Annotated in this window: 16 protein-coding genes and 1 tRNA gene; 5 read left to right on the top strand and 12 right to left on the bottom strand. The window is 69.0% G+C overall.

Features of this window, described 5'->3' with window-relative positions; translation table 11 throughout:
- Positions 1-812: 812 nt before the first annotated feature.
- Positions 813-1,406, top strand: coding sequence for an integrase core domain-containing protein (locus AB0O71_RS14130; RefSeq protein WP_363746347.1), 594 nt, complete (start codon positions 813-815; stop codon positions 1,404-1,406).
- A 54-nt stretch (positions 1,407-1,460) separates the two neighbouring features.
- On the opposite strand, the gene AB0O71_RS14125 is transcribed toward AB0O71_RS14130, so the two are convergent.
- Together AB0O71_RS14125 and AB0O71_RS14120 are read right to left on the bottom strand one after the other, a co-directional pair.
- Positions 1,461-1,537, bottom strand: a tRNA-Pro gene (locus tag AB0O71_RS14125).
- A 170-nt stretch (positions 1,538-1,707) separates the two neighbouring features.
- The gene (locus AB0O71_RS14120) at positions 1,708-2,163 is read right to left on the bottom strand and encodes a YbaK/EbsC family protein (RefSeq protein ID WP_363746345.1); all 456 of its coding nucleotides are present in this window, start codon (positions 2,161-2,163) and stop codon (positions 1,708-1,710) included.
- Between the two features lie 176 nt (positions 2,164-2,339).
- Here AB0O71_RS14120 and AB0O71_RS14115 point away from each other — a divergent pair, with 176 nt between their 5' ends.
- Positions 2,340-3,236 carry an NUDIX hydrolase gene (locus tag AB0O71_RS14115; protein ID WP_363746343.1) on the top strand — a complete coding sequence of 299 codons (897 nt, stop codon included), beginning with the start codon at positions 2,340-2,342 and terminating at the stop codon, positions 3,234-3,236.
- On the opposite strand, the gene AB0O71_RS14110 is transcribed toward AB0O71_RS14115, so the two are convergent.
- Complete coding sequence (locus AB0O71_RS14110; RefSeq protein ID WP_363746341.1) at positions 3,202-3,939, bottom strand: lysoplasmalogenase family protein; 738 nt, start codon at positions 3,937-3,939, stop codon at positions 3,202-3,204. The two genes, AB0O71_RS14115 and AB0O71_RS14110, sit on opposite strands and share 35 nt — an antisense overlap.
- Positions 3,940-4,026: 87 nt before the next feature.
- On the bottom strand, positions 4,027-4,497 hold the full coding sequence (gene rraA / locus AB0O71_RS14105; RefSeq protein ID WP_090151234.1) for a ribonuclease E activity regulator RraA: 471 nt from the start codon (positions 4,495-4,497) through the stop codon (positions 4,027-4,029).
- Positions 4,498-4,719: 222 nt separating this feature from the next.
- On the opposite strand from rraA, the gene AB0O71_RS14100 reads away from it, so the two are divergent.
- The 3 genes from AB0O71_RS14100 (at position 4,720) to AB0O71_RS14090 (ending at position 7,571) form a co-directional block, all read left to right on the top strand.
- Positions 4,720-5,328: a TetR family transcriptional regulator gene (locus tag AB0O71_RS14100; RefSeq protein WP_336662394.1), complete on the top strand. Its 609-nt coding sequence runs from the start codon at positions 4,720-4,722 to the stop codon at positions 5,326-5,328.
- An 83-nt stretch (positions 5,329-5,411) separates the two neighbouring features.
- Positions 5,412-6,956 carry an MFS transporter gene (locus AB0O71_RS14095; RefSeq protein ID WP_363746351.1) on the top strand — a complete coding sequence of 515 codons (1,545 nt, stop codon included), beginning with the start codon at positions 5,412-5,414 and terminating at the stop codon, positions 6,954-6,956.
- A gap of 207 nt (positions 6,957-7,163) precedes the next feature.
- Positions 7,164-7,571 carry a DUF4190 domain-containing protein gene (locus AB0O71_RS14090; protein WP_363746338.1) on the top strand — a complete coding sequence of 136 codons (408 nt, stop codon included), beginning with the start codon at positions 7,164-7,166 and terminating at the stop codon, positions 7,569-7,571.
- A 77-nt stretch (positions 7,572-7,648) separates the two neighbouring features.
- Here AB0O71_RS14090 and AB0O71_RS14085 read toward each other — a convergent pair whose 3' ends face one another.
- From AB0O71_RS14085 to AB0O71_RS14050, 8 genes are all read right to left on the bottom strand, one after another.
- Positions 7,649-8,551 carry a DUF817 domain-containing protein gene (locus AB0O71_RS14085; protein WP_363746336.1) on the bottom strand — a complete coding sequence of 301 codons (903 nt, stop codon included), beginning with the start codon at positions 8,549-8,551 and terminating at the stop codon, positions 7,649-7,651.
- Positions 8,552-8,560: 9 nt separating this feature from the next.
- Positions 8,561-9,043 (bottom strand): GNAT family acetyltransferase, encoded by a 483-nt coding sequence (locus tag AB0O71_RS14080; RefSeq protein WP_363746334.1) that lies wholly within the window; start codon positions 9,041-9,043, stop codon positions 8,561-8,563.
- A gap of 181 nt (positions 9,044-9,224) precedes the next feature.
- On the bottom strand, positions 9,225-10,895 hold the full coding sequence (der, locus tag AB0O71_RS14075; RefSeq protein ID WP_363746332.1) for a ribosome biogenesis GTPase Der: 1,671 nt from the start codon (positions 10,893-10,895) through the stop codon (positions 9,225-9,227).
- Positions 10,895-11,680 (bottom strand): (d)CMP kinase, encoded by a 786-nt coding sequence (gene cmk, locus AB0O71_RS14070; RefSeq protein WP_363746330.1) that lies wholly within the window; start codon positions 11,678-11,680, stop codon positions 10,895-10,897. Before cmk ends, der begins: the two co-directional genes overlap by 1 nt.
- Positions 11,677-12,819 carry a prephenate dehydrogenase gene (locus AB0O71_RS14065; RefSeq protein ID WP_363746328.1) on the bottom strand — a complete coding sequence of 381 codons (1,143 nt, stop codon included), beginning with the start codon at positions 12,817-12,819 and terminating at the stop codon, positions 11,677-11,679. The genes cmk and AB0O71_RS14065 overlap by 4 nt, the downstream gene beginning before the upstream one ends.
- Complete coding sequence (locus tag AB0O71_RS14060; protein WP_090151249.1) at positions 12,816-13,838, bottom strand: pseudouridine synthase; 1,023 nt, start codon at positions 13,836-13,838, stop codon at positions 12,816-12,818. Before AB0O71_RS14060 ends, AB0O71_RS14065 begins: the two co-directional genes overlap by 4 nt.
- Positions 13,835-14,566, bottom strand: a complete 732-nt coding sequence (locus AB0O71_RS14055; RefSeq protein ID WP_363746326.1) for an SMC-Scp complex subunit ScpB — start codon at positions 14,564-14,566, stop codon at positions 13,835-13,837. Before AB0O71_RS14055 ends, AB0O71_RS14060 begins: the two co-directional genes overlap by 4 nt.
- The gene (locus tag AB0O71_RS14050) at positions 14,559-15,443 is read right to left on the bottom strand and encodes a ScpA family protein (RefSeq protein WP_363746324.1); all 885 of its coding nucleotides are present in this window, start codon (positions 15,441-15,443) and stop codon (positions 14,559-14,561) included. The genes AB0O71_RS14055 and AB0O71_RS14050 overlap by 8 nt, the downstream gene beginning before the upstream one ends.

Here is a 15,443-nt window from a genome sequence, read left to right as displayed (position 1 = left end):
GGGCGTTTGACGCCGCTCGAGTACGAGACCATCATGAACAAACAGGTCGCACTCGCTGCCTAACCAAACTGTCACCTCAACGTGCATCAGACCCGTAAGCACGACGGCGGCAACCGCTGAGAGCTGCGTGAGGATGATTCTAATCACGAGCCAATGCTATTGCCTTGGTCTGCACTGCAACGGCAAAGGCAACGCTTCTGCCTACGCTTTACTCACCAGATGAAGCACACCGCACTCCGACACCTATCGGCTCAGATTTTGAGCGGAGCTCCGCTCCGCTGGGTGAGTCGACTCATCGCCCGCTACCGCGCCGAAGGCGAGACCGCGTTCGAGCCGATCTCGAAAAGACCACGAACAAGCCCGATCTAAACCCCGCCCGAAACCATCGACCAGATTTTCCGGCTACGTGCCGAACTGAGCGGGAAAGGACTCGACGCCGGCGCCGACACGATCGGGTGGTATCTCGAACACCACCACAGCATTCACGTCTCTCGCGCCACAATCAACTGCATCCTCACCCGCGCAGGCCAAGTCGTCCCCGAGCCCCGGAAACGACCACGTTCCTCCTACATCCGCTTCCAAGCAGCACAACCCAACGAGATGTGGCAATCCGACTTCACCCACTACCGCCTCACCCGACCAGGCGGCACCCCGGGGCAGGACTGCGAGATCATCACGTGGCTGGATGACCACTCACGCTACGCCCTCCACGTCACGCTCACATCCGCGTCACCCCGCAGATCGTCGCCGACATATTCACCGCCGCCGCGACCCTGTACGGCCTGCTCGCCTCAACATTGACCTATAACGGCATGGTCTACACCATCCGCCTCGCCGGTCACGGCCGCCCCGGCGGGCGCACCAGACTCGAACAACTCCTCGCCGACCACCACATCACCCAGAAAAACGGGGCACCCCACCGACCTACCACGCAAGGCAAAGCCGAACGCTTCCAACAAACGACGAAGAACTGGCTGCGCGCCGAACCCCGGCAACCAGATACACTGCACCACCTCGGGGAACTACTCACCACGTTCCGCGAGCACTACAACACTCGCCGGCCGCACCGCTCCCTACCGCACCGCTCAACCCCAACAACCGCCTACCACGCCGCATCAAAAGCCGCACGCACGCCCGGCATGCGCGACAGCGACACTCACGACCGCGTCAGACACGATTGCGTGGACGCATCCGGCGTGGTCATGGTCCGCCAAAACGGCAAACTGCACCACATCGGAACCGGACGAACCCACGCCCGAACCCACGTCATCCTGCTCATCCAAGACCTCGAGATCACCGTGATCAACGCGGTCACCGGAGACGTCCTCCGCGAGCTCACACTCAACCTCAACCGCGACTACCAACCCCAAGCAGCCACGACCAAAAACACGCAACACAAAAAATAGCCCGAACCTACAAAACGTAAGTTCGGGCTATTCCAATGCCCTCAGACATCACAATGGTCGGGCTGACAGGATTTGAACCTGCGACCCCTTGACCCCCAGTCAAGTGCGCTACCAAGCTGCGCCACAGCCCGTTGTTCTTCAGCTTCGCCGGCCAGAATCTGGCCTGCGCTGCCGAGGCAACCCCTCTATATTACCCACACTTGGAGGGTGGATCGAACCAACGGTCGGAAATCGCGGCGGCGCCGCAGAAACCCGGGCGCGCCACTCGCCACGAACAAACAACGCAAACCCGGCAAGACTCTCACTCAGCAACGAGATCCACCACTTCAGCGGCATACGCCGACACCAGCTCATCAGCCGCCACCAGCGTCCCGAACTCGGCGCTGCCAGACCCGATCGCGATCCGCCGCCCGGCCAATCGCGCATCGACAACGACAGGCCACGATCCCGCAGCTCCCAGCGGCGTAATAGTCCCGCGCACGTACCCGGTCGCGGCGTATGCGCCGTCGGCGTCAGGCAGCGACAGCTTGTTCACACCGAGGTGCGCCCGCAGCTTCGCCCACGAGAACTGCGCGTCGACGGGGGTGAGCACGAGCACGAAGCGATCCTTCGTCTGCACCACGATCGTCTTCACGAGCTCGACGCCCTCGACGGGCGCGGGCCGCTGCCCGGGGGTGCGCGCGACGAACGAAACAGCAAGCCCTCGTGAGGCGGCATCAGCGGCGGCAGCGGCGTAGGGCTCGACATCGGTCGACATGAATCCTCCTCGGAAACGCAGAACAACGGCAACGGCGCGCGCGCAAGCACACGCATCACGGCGCGGCAAGAAACCGCCCGTCACCCAGCACAACACCGATACACCACCCCCGCATTCCCGCGCCAGGAGGCATCGCAAACGCGCACACGAAGCCCCGCGGCAGATACGCTGAGACCATGAGCGACCTGCGAGACACCGGTGACGCCTGGATCGAGGCGGGCGATGGCGGGCGCTACTGGGGCCGCTTCGGCGCCGCCGGGCTGCTCGCCTTCGACCACGCCCGCGACGCGATCCTGCTGCAGCACCGCGTCACCTGGAGCGACCACGGCGACACCTGGGGCATCCCGGGCGGCGCGCGCCACGAGGGCGAGTCGGCGAACGACGGAGCGATCCGCGAGGCGCAGGAGGAGGCGGGCGTTCCCGACCACTCGGTGCGCCCGCGCTACACGCACGTGCTCGACCGCGGCGGCTGGACGTACACGACGCTCGTCGCCGACGTCGTCACCCAGTTCGAGCCCGAGATCACGGACCCCGAGAGCCACGCCCTCGCCTGGGTGCCGCTCGACCACGTCGAAGCACTCCCCCTCCATCCCGCTTTCGCCGCGAGCTGGCCGCTGCTGCGCCCGCTGCTCGGGCCGCCCCCGACCGTCATCGTCGACGCCGCGAACGTCATCGGTAGCGTACCCAACGGGTGGTGGAAGGATCGCCGCGGCGCCGCAGAACGCCTCCGCGACCGGCTGCACGCCTACCTCGAAACGTCGAACGGGGTACGCGCCGGCTTCCTCGATCTCGCCGAGCCCCGCGTGCCGGGCCTCGACCGCGTCTACCCCGACTGGATCGTCGTGGTCGAGGGCAACGCGCGCGGCATCGAGAGCACCGACCGGATCCGCGTGCTGAGCGCTCCCGAGACCGGCGACGACACGATCGTGAGCGCGGTCGAAGCGCTGAGCGCGAGCGGATCGATCACCACCGTCGTCACCAGCGACGCCGAGCTGCGCGTGCGCGTGGGTGCCGCGGGCGCGACGACGATTCGCGGCGTCAAGAAGCTGCTGAAGATCCTGCCCGAGGAGTAGCGGGCCCCGCCTCGCCCTGATCCGCGCGTCTGCGCAGTGCCGCGACGATGCCGTAGGCGAGGAGCCCCTGGCCGAGGGTGTAGGTGAGCATCACGACGCCGCTCGTCCACGTGGTGCTGCCGGGCACGAAGAGCCGGAAGGCGAGGATCGCGTCGGAGAGCAGGAAGAACGCGCCGCCCCACGCGATGACCGCGCCGCATCGGGTCGCGAGGGCCGCCGTGGCGACGAGCACGAGCCCGTACGCCATCACCGGGATCGACAGCGACTTCGTGTGCGGCAGCAGCAGCGCGAGGAGCACGAGGTACGCGAGCACGTAGACGAGGCTCCACGCGGGCAAGCGTCGTTTCGCGATGCCGCGCGTGCGCCACAGCAGCACGATGTACGCGAGGTGCGCGACGCCGAAGCACGCGAGCATCAGCGGGATCTCGCTCTCGAACATCGGGAAGAACGTCGCCGCGCCGTCGCCGAGCCACGAGAACGTGATCGCCGCGAGCAGCAGCGCGAGCGCGCCGACGGGTGTGGGGCGGAGGCGCAGCTCGGGCACGAGCACGGCCGACGCGACCACACCGGCGGCGAGCGCGGGCATGAGCAGCAGCTTCGTCCATCCCTCGAACGCGTACTGCCCGAAGCAGGCGATGACGTGCGCGAGCGACACCGCGAGGTACGGCACGAACGGGAGCAGTGCTCGGAAGCGCTCGGTCATACTCGCATCTTATTGCTCAACCGCGTTCGCCGCCCGGCAGGTGTGAGCGTGCCGGGCAGCAACCGGTCAGGCACGGTCGGGGTTCGGTCAGGGCTCGACCAGGATCCCGTCGTCGTCGCACCACACCGTTGCGCCGGGGCGGAACGTCACACCAGCGATCTCGACGGGCACGTCGACCTCGCCGGCACCGGTCTTGGTCGACTTCGCTGGGTTCGACCCCAGTGCCTTCACGCCGAAGGGCAGCGTGCCGATCGCCACGCGATCGCGGATGGCGCCGTTCACGATAAGCCCCGCCCAGCCGTTGTCGCAGGCGAGCTCAGCGATCTGGTCGCCGACGAGTGCGGTCTCGAGCGACCCCGCCCCGTCGATGACGAGCACTGCGCCGTGCCCGTCGCTCGAGAGCGTCTGTCTGATGAGCGAGTTGTCTTGGAAGCACTGCACCGTGCGCACCGGCCCGGTGAAGCCGGTCATGCCGCCGATGTTCTGAAACTGCAGCGACACCGACCGCAGCTCGCTGCCGCGTTCGTCGTAGAGGTCGGCTGTACTGATCTGCGCCATCTCGTTACTCCCCTCGTGCCCGTCTCCGGGCCGGTCGACAGCGTGCCGACCTGCATCATTCACGTTACCTGCAACCTGCGACATTGGCAGGGGGTTGGCAATGGTTCGCAATCCGCCCTCAAAATCATTACTGTACAAACGTACATGTACACATGTACAGTAAGGTTCTGCGGCGTCCGCCGCCGATACCCGCCGTCCCCCGCGCCCACGGAAGGAGCCGCCATGTCGCACTCGCACGAACCTGCAGTCGAACCCGCTGGCCCGCCCGCTCCCCGCCGTCGGGATCCGGAGGGGCGACGCCTCGCGATCCTCGCGGCCGCGACCGAGATCATCGTGGAACAGGGGCACTCCGCACTCACGCACCGCGCCGTCGCGAAGCGCGCCTCGGTGCCGCTCGGCTCGACCACCCAGTACTTCAGCTCCATCGACGACCTGCGCGAGTGCGCCCTGCAGCAGCTCGCCGAAGAGATCGACGAATCGATCGCGCGGCTCGAGCCGTTCGTCGCGACGATGGTCGAGCGCCCCGAGCCCATCATCGACGAAATGCTCGCCTACCTCGAAGACCCGCGCACGGTGCACGCCGACATCGCGCTCATGACGAGCGGCATGACCGACGCCCGACTGCGCGCGCTCGCACTGCGCTGGCCCGAGCGCCTCGTCGAGCGGCTCTCGCCGCAGATCGGCGAGGAGCGCGCTGTCGCCATCGCCGTGCTCATGGACGGGGCGACCATGCACGCCGGGCTCACCGGCACCCCGCTCGGCCGCGACGAGCTCACGCGCATCATGCGTGCGCTCATGACGATGCCGGTGCCTGGATCCGCGAACTCGTAGCTCAGCTCCGCTCTCCACTCCCCCGCACCGCACCGCGCCGCACGCCATACCGAACACAGACCCGAGGAAAGACCGTGACCACCATGTCCGACCAGCGCACCGCACCGAAGTTCGCCCCGCTCAGCAAGGCCCGCCGCTGGGCCGCACTCAGCGTGCTCACCGCGAGCCTGCTCGTCATCACGATGGATATGACGATCCTCAACATCGCGCTGCCCGAGATGGCGGCCGAGCTGCACCCGACCTCCGACCAGCAGCTCTGGATCATCGACGTCTACTCGCTCGTCCTCGCAGGCCTGCTCGTCTCGTTCGCGGCCATCGCCGACCGCTGGGGCCGCAAGCGCATGCTGCTGCTCGGTTACTCGATCTTCGGGGCGGCGTCGCTGCTCGTGCTGTTCGCCACCAACGCCGAGTCCGTCATCGCGATCCGCGCGATCCTCGGCATCGGCGGCGCGATGATCATGCCGATCACCCTCTCGCTCATCCGCGTCATCTTCACCGACCCCCGCGAGCGCGCCACCGCCCTCGCGATCTGGGCCGCCGTCTCCGGCCTGGGCGCCGCGGTCGGCCCGCTGCTCGGCGGGCTGCTGCTCGAGTACTTCTCGTGGCACGCGGCGTTCCTCGTGAACGTGCCGCTCATGCTCGTCGGCGTGATCGCTGGCATCGCGATCCTCCCCGAGTCGCGCGTCGCGCACACGGGCCGCTGGGACTTCCTCGCCGCAGCGCTCTCCCTCGTCGGCATGACGCTTCTCGTGTGGGCGATCAAGACGTTCGGCAAGGAGGCGAGCCTGCTCGTGCCCGAGGCGCTCGTCGCGTTCGCCGCGGGCGCGGCCCTGCTCGCCTGGTTCGTGGTGCGCTGCCTGCGCAGTGCGTCGCCGCTGCTCGACCTCAGCCTCTTCCGCAACCGCGTCTTCTCGGCGGGCGCCATCGCGGCCCTCGGCTCGACGTTCGCGATGATTGCCGCCCTGCTGCTCATCGCCCAGTGGCTGCAGCTCGTCGACGGGGCCTCCCCGGTCGAGGCCGGCGTGCGCCTCTTCCCGATCGCGATCACCGGCGCCCTCGCCTCGCTCTCGGCCCCCGCGCTCGCGCGCCGCATCGGGGCACGCGCCGTGCTCGCGGGCGGCCTCGGCTTCGCGGGAGTCGGCATGCTCATCATCGGCCTGCAGCCGGGAACGCTCACCACCCTCACCGTCATCATCGCGCTCTGCTTCATCGGCGCTGGCACCGGCTCGCTCGCGATCGCATCGGCCATGATCATGCACGGCTCCCCCGAAGAGAAGGCCGGCAACGCGGGCGCGATCGAGGAGACCTCGTACGAGCTCGGCGCCGTGCTGGGCGTGGCGATCCTCGGCAGCGTCTCGGCGCTGCTCTACCGGGCCGAGTTCATCGCCTCGGGGGCGCTGCAGGGCGTCGAGCGCACCCTCGCGGGGCAGGCCGAGGAATCGCTCGGTGCCGCGGTCTCCATCGCCGACGAGCTGCGCCTCCCCGAGCTTGCGCAGCAGGCCGGCGTCGCGTTCACCCAATCGATGCAGGCGACGGGGATCGCCGGGGGCATCATCATGTTCGCCGTCGCGCTGGCCGTGTTCGTGATGACTCCCAAGGGCACGGACGTGTCGCAGGCTTCGCACTGAGTTCGATCCCTGAGCGCTCCCCCGGAGTGCAACCCGGGGAGAACCCCGGTGCGACCCCTGACCCGCCCCTGACCCCGGTGCCGCTCGACACGGTACCGGGGTCTTACGCGCGCGATACTCCGGGCGGATGTGGCGGTACCCCGCTCCGCCCTACCGTTGAGGTATCACGGACGAACACCCGGTTCGCCGCCCACGAGAGGAGTCGCCATGAGCGCCACCATCACCCCCGAGACCACCGTCGCCTCCGAGTCCGGCACGGCACCGACGTACCCGCTCGTCACCGACACCACGCCCCTCGCGGCGAGCAGCGCCGCGTCGAACGGATCCGAGCCGTTCCCGAGCGGCCCGGTGAACATCAACGAGCACTCCCGCGCCTTCTCGATCACGAGCTTCGTGCTCGGCATCGCCTCGGTGGTCAGCGGCTGGACGTTCTTCGCCCCCGTCACCGGCCTCGTCTTCGGCATCCTCGCACTGCGCCGCGGCACGCAGGATCGCGCCCTCGCACTCTGGGGCGTCTGGCTGAACGCGGTCATGCTCGCACTCTGGGTGCTCGCCGGCATCGTCGCGGTCGCGGTCTTCGGATTCGGTGCACTCGCGCTCGTCTTCGCGGCGTAAGCGACCGGCTGCGAGGCGCGGTCGCGAGAGACCGGCCGCCAGAAGCCGTTAGCGAGAGACTTGCCAGGTGACGCTGGCTACGCGAGCTCAGGACGCTTCGGCCGGTACACCCAGGTGACCATGACCACCGAGATGATCATCAGCAGGAACCATGAGACGATCTTCTGGCCGGAGACGAGCTCCCACCCGTCGGTTTGACTCGGGTACAGCCAGGCACCCGAGAGGGTGGCGATGTTCTCGGCGATCCAGATGAACAGCGCGACCCCGACGAAGATCAGCAGGAGCGGCACCTTGAGCGTCGCTCGCCAGATGCGGAAGTGCATCACGGTCGGGGCCCAGAGCAGCACGACGCTGGCGAGCAGGATCCACCGGGCGTCGAAGATGTAGTGGTGCGTGAAGAAGTTCGCGTAGATCGCGGCCGCGACGACGGTGGTCGCCCAGATCGGCGGATACCGCGTGAAGCGCAGGTCGTGCAGCCGGTACACGCGCACCATGTACGAGCCGACGGCCGCGTACATGAACCCACTGAACAGCGGCACGGCGCCGATCCTCAGCACCCCGTCGGCGGCGTACGCCCATGATCCGACATCGGTCTTGAACAGCTCCATCACCGTTCCCGTGATGTGGAACAGCACGATCACCCAGAGTTCGCGGCCACTCTCGAGGCGGAACACCAGCATGCCGATCTGGATCGCCACGGCCGCGATCGTCATCGCGTCATTCCGGGCGAGGCCGGCGTCGTCGGGGTACCAGAGGCGAGCGGCGACGATCACCACGAGCATCAGCGCGCCGAAGATGCACGCCCACGCCTGCTTGAGCAGGAACACTGCGGCCTCGATGAGCACCGCCCGGGCGCCCGTCGCGGGTTTGCCTGCGAGGAGGCGGTGCGCCGCGCGGTCGATCGTGCGCTCGAGCCCGGTGAGCTGACGCTGCGGTGAAGCGTCGCCCACGTCGTCTCCGGAGCGCCCTGGTACCGACATGCTCAGAGGTTACCGCCACGTGCCTGAACGCTGCTCCTCGAGACGCTTCATCCGCTCGAGCTGCGGGTCCAGGAATTTGCCGAGCACCACCGTCTGCTGATCGGAGTATCCCAGCGCATCGTAGAACCCGAGAACGGCCGCATTGCCGGATCGGACCATGAGCTGCACTTTCGGGGCGCCATGCTCCTGCAGCCACGCCTCGGCAGCCGCCATCAGGCGCCGCCCCCAGCCCTGCCGCTGCCTGGCAGGCGACACCGCCAGGTAATACACCCAGCCTCGGTGCCCATCGACTCCGACCATGACGGTCGCCACGACCTCGCCGGAGTCAGACCGCCCAGCGAGAACTGTGGAGGTCACTCCGCCCAGGGCTCGCTCGGCGTCGGAGACCGGATCATTCCATGGACGCGTGAGACCGCACGCATCCCACAGAGCGGTGGCCGCCGGGATCTCCGATGAGCGCAGCGGACTGATCTGGCCTGCAGCAGTAGTCACTCTGGCTCCGTTCTCCGGAAATCGCCGTTCCTGCGGCGCCCAACCCTACGGGCGCGGGCGCCTTTCGCGGATCGGACTGAAGAATGGGCCGGCTCCCGCCGCCCCATGCTCACCGCTGTGGAGACCACAGCGGCGCATCCGCGGAACGGCGAGAAATCGCCGTTCCTGCGGCGCTCACGCCCTACGGGCGCGGGCGCCTTTCGCGGATGCGCATGTTGATCACGATGGGGCTGCCATCGAAGCCGTAGCGCTCGCGCAGGCGGCGCTGGATGAAGCGGCGGTACTGCGGGTCGAGGAAGCCCGACGTGAAGAGCACGAATGTCGGCGGGCGATTCTGCACCTGCGTGCCGAACAGGATGCGCGGCTGCTTGCCGCTGCGGAGCGGGTGCGGGTGCTCCTGCACGAGCTCGGCGACGAAGGCGTTGAACTTGCCCGTCGGAATGCGCGTGTCCCACGACTCGAGCGCCGTCTCGAGCGCCGGCACGAGCTTCTCGAGGTGACGCCCGGTGCGCGCCGAGATATTGACGCGCGGCGCCCAGTCGACGTGCGCGAGATCCTGCTCGATCTCGCGTTCGAGGTACCGGCGACGGTCGTCGTCGAGCATGTCCCACTTGTTGAAGGCGAGCACGAGTGCGCGCCCCGACTCGAGCACGAGGTCGATGATGCGCAGATCCTGGTCGGAGATCTCCTGCGTCACGTCGATGAGCACGACCGCGACCTCGGCCTTCTCGAGCGCAGCGGCGGTGCGCAGCGATGCGTAGAAGTCGGCGCCCTTCTGCAGGTGCACGCGGCGGCGGATGCCTGCGGTGTCGACGAACGTCCACACCCGACCGGCGATCTCGACCTGCTCGTCGACCGGGTCGCGCGTGGTGCCCGCGATATCGCTGACGACTGCGCGCTCCTCGCCGGCCGCCTTGTTGAGCAGGCTCGACTTGCCGACGTTGGGGCGACCGAGCAGTGCGACGCGGCGCGGCCCGAGCATCTTCGGCTGTGCAACGGCCGACTCTTCGGGCAGTGCTTCGACGACCGCGTCGAGCAGGTCGGCGACGCCGCGGCCGTGCAGTGCCGAGACGGCGTTGGGCTCACCCAGTCCGAGCGACCACAGCTGGGCGGCCTCGGCCTCGAGCACGGCGTCGTCGACCTTGTTGGCGACGAGGAAGACGGGCTTGTGCGTGCGGCGCAGCAGCTGCACGACGCGCTCGTCGGTGGCCGTCGGTCCGACGCGGGAGTCGACGACGAACATGACGACGTCGCAGAGCTCGATCGCGACCTCGGCCTGGAGCGCGACCGACGCGTCGATGCCCTTCGCGTCGGGCTCCCAGCCGCCGGTGTCGACGAGGCTGAAGCGGGTGCCGCCCCACTCGGCCTGGTAGGTGACGCGGTCGCGGGTGACGCCCGGCACGTCCTCGACGACGGCCTCGCGGCGGCCGAGGATGCGGTTCACGAGCGCCGACTTGCCGACGTTGGGGCGGCCGACGATCGCGACGACCGGCAGTGCCTCGGAGACGGGCTCTCGGAAGCCGAGGAACTCGCCGTCATCACTGATGATCGCGACGTCGTCGTCTTCGAGGTCGAAGCCTTCGAGGTTCGAGCGCATGGCGCGCAGGCGCTCCTCGTCGGTGACGCTCGCGTCGAAGCCCTCGCCGAAGACGACCTCACCGTCACCGGCGGCGTGCACGGGGGCATCGTTCACCGTTGCGGCGTAGGTCTCGGCCTCGTCGTACTCGGGGGCCGCGGCGACCTGGCTGCCGTCGGGGTTCACCTGCATGACCTCGGGGCCGTCGAACTGCTCCGACTCTGCGGCGCTGTCGCGCTCCGCTCCGCTACCCGTTCCGGGATTCTGCTCGCTCATCATTCGCTCTCTTCCGCGACGCCTTGCGCCGCTCGTACGATTTCAACCACAGCCTCCACGGACTGTGCAAAGTTCAAGTTGCTCGTGTCGACGAGCGTCACCCCGGGGGCTGGGGTGAAGAAGTCGACGACCTGCGCGTCCTTGGCGTCACGCGCCTCGATGTCGGCGAGCACCTGTGCGTGGGTGAGCCCGTCGAGCTCGCCAGCGCGACGCTGCGCGCGCACCTCGGGCGAGGCGGTCATCAGCACGCGCACCGGCGCGTCGGGCGCCACCACGGTCGTGATGTCGCGACCCTCGATTACGACACCGGGCAGCCCCGACTCCGCGACGATCCGCCGGAACATCTCGTTCAAGCGCTCGCGCACCTCTGGGTGCTTCGAGACTCGACTCACGAGCCCGCTCACGTCGTGGGCGCGGATCGCCGCCGTCACATCGTGGACGACGCCGTCGCCGAGTTCGACCGTGACTCGTTGCTGACCGCGCAGGGTGATCGCGTACGTCCACACGTCGAGGATCGCGCCGACCGCGGCCGAGTCGTCCAGGTCGGCGGAGGTCTCGACGGCCGCCCACGCGAGCGACCGGTAGGCCGCGCCGGTGTCGAGGATCCCGAATCCGAGCCGCTCCGCGGCGGCACGCGAGACGCTCGACTTGCCGCTGCCCGCCGGCCCGTCGATCGCGACGAGCAGGGGGGCCGCGTTCGGCGCCTCGGCCTGCTGGGCGCGCTCCGCCTGCGCCGCGCCCGTCATCACGGTCAGCGCAGCGGCAGCTGATGCAGCATCAGTCACAGCGTCCTCCATCCGCGTTCGACGAGATCGGCGACCGCGCGTTCGGCGACCTCCGGCAGTACCGCGATCTCCGCGAAACCGATCTGGGCGCCCGGCGAGTGCTCGAGGCGCAAGTCTTCCATATTAATGCCCAGTTCTCCGAGTTCGGTGAGCAACTTCGCCAACTGCCCGGGAGAGTCGTCGATGAGCACCGTGATCTGGGTGAATCGCTCGGACGAACCGTGCTTGCCGGGAATGCGCGACACTCCGTTGTTGCCCGCCGACAGCAGGTCAGCGATGCGGCGACGCGCACCGGTGCGTGCCGGATCGCGCAGCGCGTCGGCGAACGCGGCGACATCCGCCGAGAACGCGTCGAGCAGCTCCACGACGGGCGCGCTGTTCGCGCCGAGGATCTGCACCCACAGTTCCGGATCGCTGGAGGCGACGCGCGTGGTGTCGCGCAGACCGCCGCCCGCGAGGCCGATCGCCTGCTCGGATGCCGGTACGAGTCGCGCGGCGAGCAGGCTCGACACGACCTGCGGCAGGTGGGAGACCAGCCCGACCGACCGGTCGTGCTCTTCGGGCGTCATCTCCATGAGCACGCCGCCGAGGTCGAGCGCCACGGCTTCGACGAGTGCGAGCGCGTCGGCCGGGGTCTCACCGTCGCGGCAGATCACCCAGGGCCTGCCAACGAACAGATCGGCGCGCGCCATGATCGCGCCGCCGCGCTCGCGTCCCGCCATCGGATGCGAGCCCACGTACTTCGCCAGGTCGATGCCGCGGCGCTTGAGCTCGGTAAACGGTGCGAGCTTCACGCTCGCCACATCGGTGACGACGGCGTCGGGGTAGGTGCGGAGCGCGCGCTCGACCACATCTGCCGTCACGTCGGGCGGCGTCGCGATGACGACGAGCACCGGGGACTCGTCCTCGGCGGTGCGTACCCGCCCCGCGCCGTAGTCGGCGGCAAGCGCGACGGTCGTCGGCGACAGGTCTTCGAGCGTCACGTCGACGCCGCGCTCGCGCAGGCCGAGACCGACGCTCGCCCCGAGCAGGCCCGCGCCGATGACGTGCACCGGCCCACGGGTGCGAGCGACCAGCGCCGGGCGCTCCCCGGCCGCGCGCAGATGCTCGCCGCTCGGCGCAGCTTCAGGGGCGCTCATCGACCGCCCTGCTTCCGTCCGCCGCGTCCGTGCGGGTTCCCGCGCGCCGCCATGCCGCGCATCCCGCGGGCGCCCTTGCCGTCGCCGGGCCGGCCTGCGGTGATCTCGCCCCGGCGCCCGGCCTGCTGCGCGCCTCCGGATCCGGACCCGTCGCCAGATCCCTCGTCTTCGACCGCGGAGAGCAGCGCCCCGCGCTCCCCCGACGACAGTTCGCGCAGCTCGCCGACGCGCAGCGTGCCGAGGTGGAGCGGGCCGAACTGGCGGCGCACGAGTTCGACCACCGGGTGCCCGACCTCGGCGAGCATGCGGCGCACGATGCGGTTGCGGCCGGAGTGCAGCGTGACCTCGACGAGCGAGTGGGCGTCGCCCGATCCGCCCGGCAGCAGCTTCGCGCGATCGGCGTGGATCGGCCCGTCGGCGAGCTCCACCCCGTCTTTGAGCTGCTGGATCACGGCAGCCGTCACCCTCCCGCGCACCTTCGCGATGTACGTCTTCTGCACGCCGAAGCTCGGGTGCGCGAGACGGTGCGCGAGCTCGCCGTCGTTCGTGAGGATGAGCAGACCGCTCGTATCGGTGTCGAGACGCCCGACGTTGTACAGCCGATCCTCGACCTCGTCGGCGAACTCGCGGAGATCGGGGCGGCCGTTCTCGTCGTTCATGGTCGACACGACGCCGCGCGGCTTGTTCAGCACGAAGTAGCGCTTCGACACGTCGAGCTGCACGACCACCCCGTCGACGCGCACGTCGTCGGTCTCGGGGTCGATGCGCGAACCCAGCTCGCGCTGAATCTCGCCGTTGACCGTCACGCGTCCGCTGGAGATCAGCGACTCGCAGGCCCGGCGCGATGCGACGCCCGCGTGCGCGAGCGCCTTCTGCAGGCGGATGCGGCCGTCATCGTCGTGCGCGGCTTCGGCCGGCGCCGTCTGCGGACGGTCCCACCCGAACTCCGCGAGGTCGATCTCGATGTTCTCGCCGTCGACGGAGTACGAGCCGCCGAGATTCTCTTCCGAGCGATTCATTCGTCGAATCCTTCCGTGGGTTCTTCGAGCAGTGGGGAGATGGGGGGCAGCTCCGAGATGTCGCCGATGCCGAGATAGCCGAGCAGGGCGTCGGAGGTGCCGTAGAGGATCGCGCCGGTCACCGAATCATTGCCGACCTCCGCGACGAGGCCCCGGCCGAGCAGGGTGCGCACGACGGAGTCGACGTTGACCGCGCGGATCGAGGCGATCGCTCCGCGAGAGATGGGCTGGCGGTACGCGATGACGGCGAGCGTTTCGAGCGCCGCCTGCGAGAGGCGCGCCGGCGACTGCTGGTGCACGAAGTCGGCCACGATCGGGTCGAGGCTCGCGCGGGCGTAGAAGCGGTATCCGCCGGCGACCTCGCGCAGCTCGAAGCCGCGCGGCGATCCGGCACCGCTGCTCGCTGCACCGCCGACGGCGCGCTCGCCGTTGAACTCGGCGACGAGGTCGTCGAGCACCTCGCGCACCTCGCGCACCGGGCGATCGGTCGCGGTGGCCAGGGCGACCGCGCTGAGCGGCTCGTCGGCGACGATGAGCAGCGCCTCCAGCTGCTGCGACAGCGAGTGGGCGCTGCGGGCGGCGTCCAGCTCCCCGTCGGCGCCCGCCGCGCCCGCTGCCGCCACTTCTGCGAGCGGGGTCACTTCTGGTGCGTGTTGCGACGCGACACCCACCGAAAGTGACCCCGCTCCCTCGGCGAGGGTCGGAGCGGCGCTGTCGTTGTCAGTCATAGTCGTTTCCTAACGTAGCAAGCTCGTCGTCGGACCAGCTCTCGCCGACCCACTGCACCTGCAGCTCGCCGAGCGGCTCGGCCTGCTCGAAGGTGACCGCTGCACGACGATACAGCTCGAGGATCGCGAGGAACCGTGCGACCACCACGCCCCGTTCCGCGACCCCGGCGACGAGTTCGCGGAAGGAGCGCGACCCGCCGCGCCCATCAGTGCTGCCATCAGCGCCGACAGCGCCGACACCGCCGCGCAGCAGCGCGACGACGATCGCGGCCTGCTCGCGGATCGATACGAGTGGCGCGTGCAGGTGGTCGAGGCCGACCGTCGGAATCTCGCGCGGCGCGAAGGCGAGCGTGGCGATCGCGGCGAAGTCGCCCGGGCTCAGCGTCCAGACGAGTTCCGGCCCGCGCGAGCGGTACTTCGCTTCGAGCGGCACCTGCCGGGCGTGACGAGCGCTCTCGGCCTCCAGACGATCCCGAAACCAGGCACTGGCCTGTTTGAAGGCGCGGTACTGCAGCAATCTCGCGAACAACAGATCGCGGGCTTCGAGCAGTGCGATGTCTTCGGCGTCGACGACCTCGCCCTGCGGCAGGAGGCTCGCGATCTTCATGTCGAGCAGCGTCGCGGCGACCACGAGAAACTCGGAGGCGCGGTCGAGCTCGACGATGCCCTGCCCCTCGATGGACGCGAGGTAGGCGATGAACTCGTCGGTGACTAGGCTCAGGGCAACCTCGGTGATGTCGAGCTCGTGCTTGCCGATGAGGTTGAGCAGCAGGTCGAACGGCCCGTCGAAGACCGAGAGGCTGACGCGGAAGCGATCGTCGGCAGGCACCGAATCCGTGCCGGCCGCTGCGGCTCCCGGATCCGTGTCCACCACCAT

Origin of the sequence: Leucobacter sp. NPDC077196, from assembly GCF_040687075.1 — a bacterium.
GTDB lineage: Bacteria > Actinomycetota > Actinomycetes > Actinomycetales > Microbacteriaceae > Leucobacter.
Note: the sequence above shows the minus strand (reverse complement) of the source record. Positions and strands in the feature narration are given on the sequence as shown.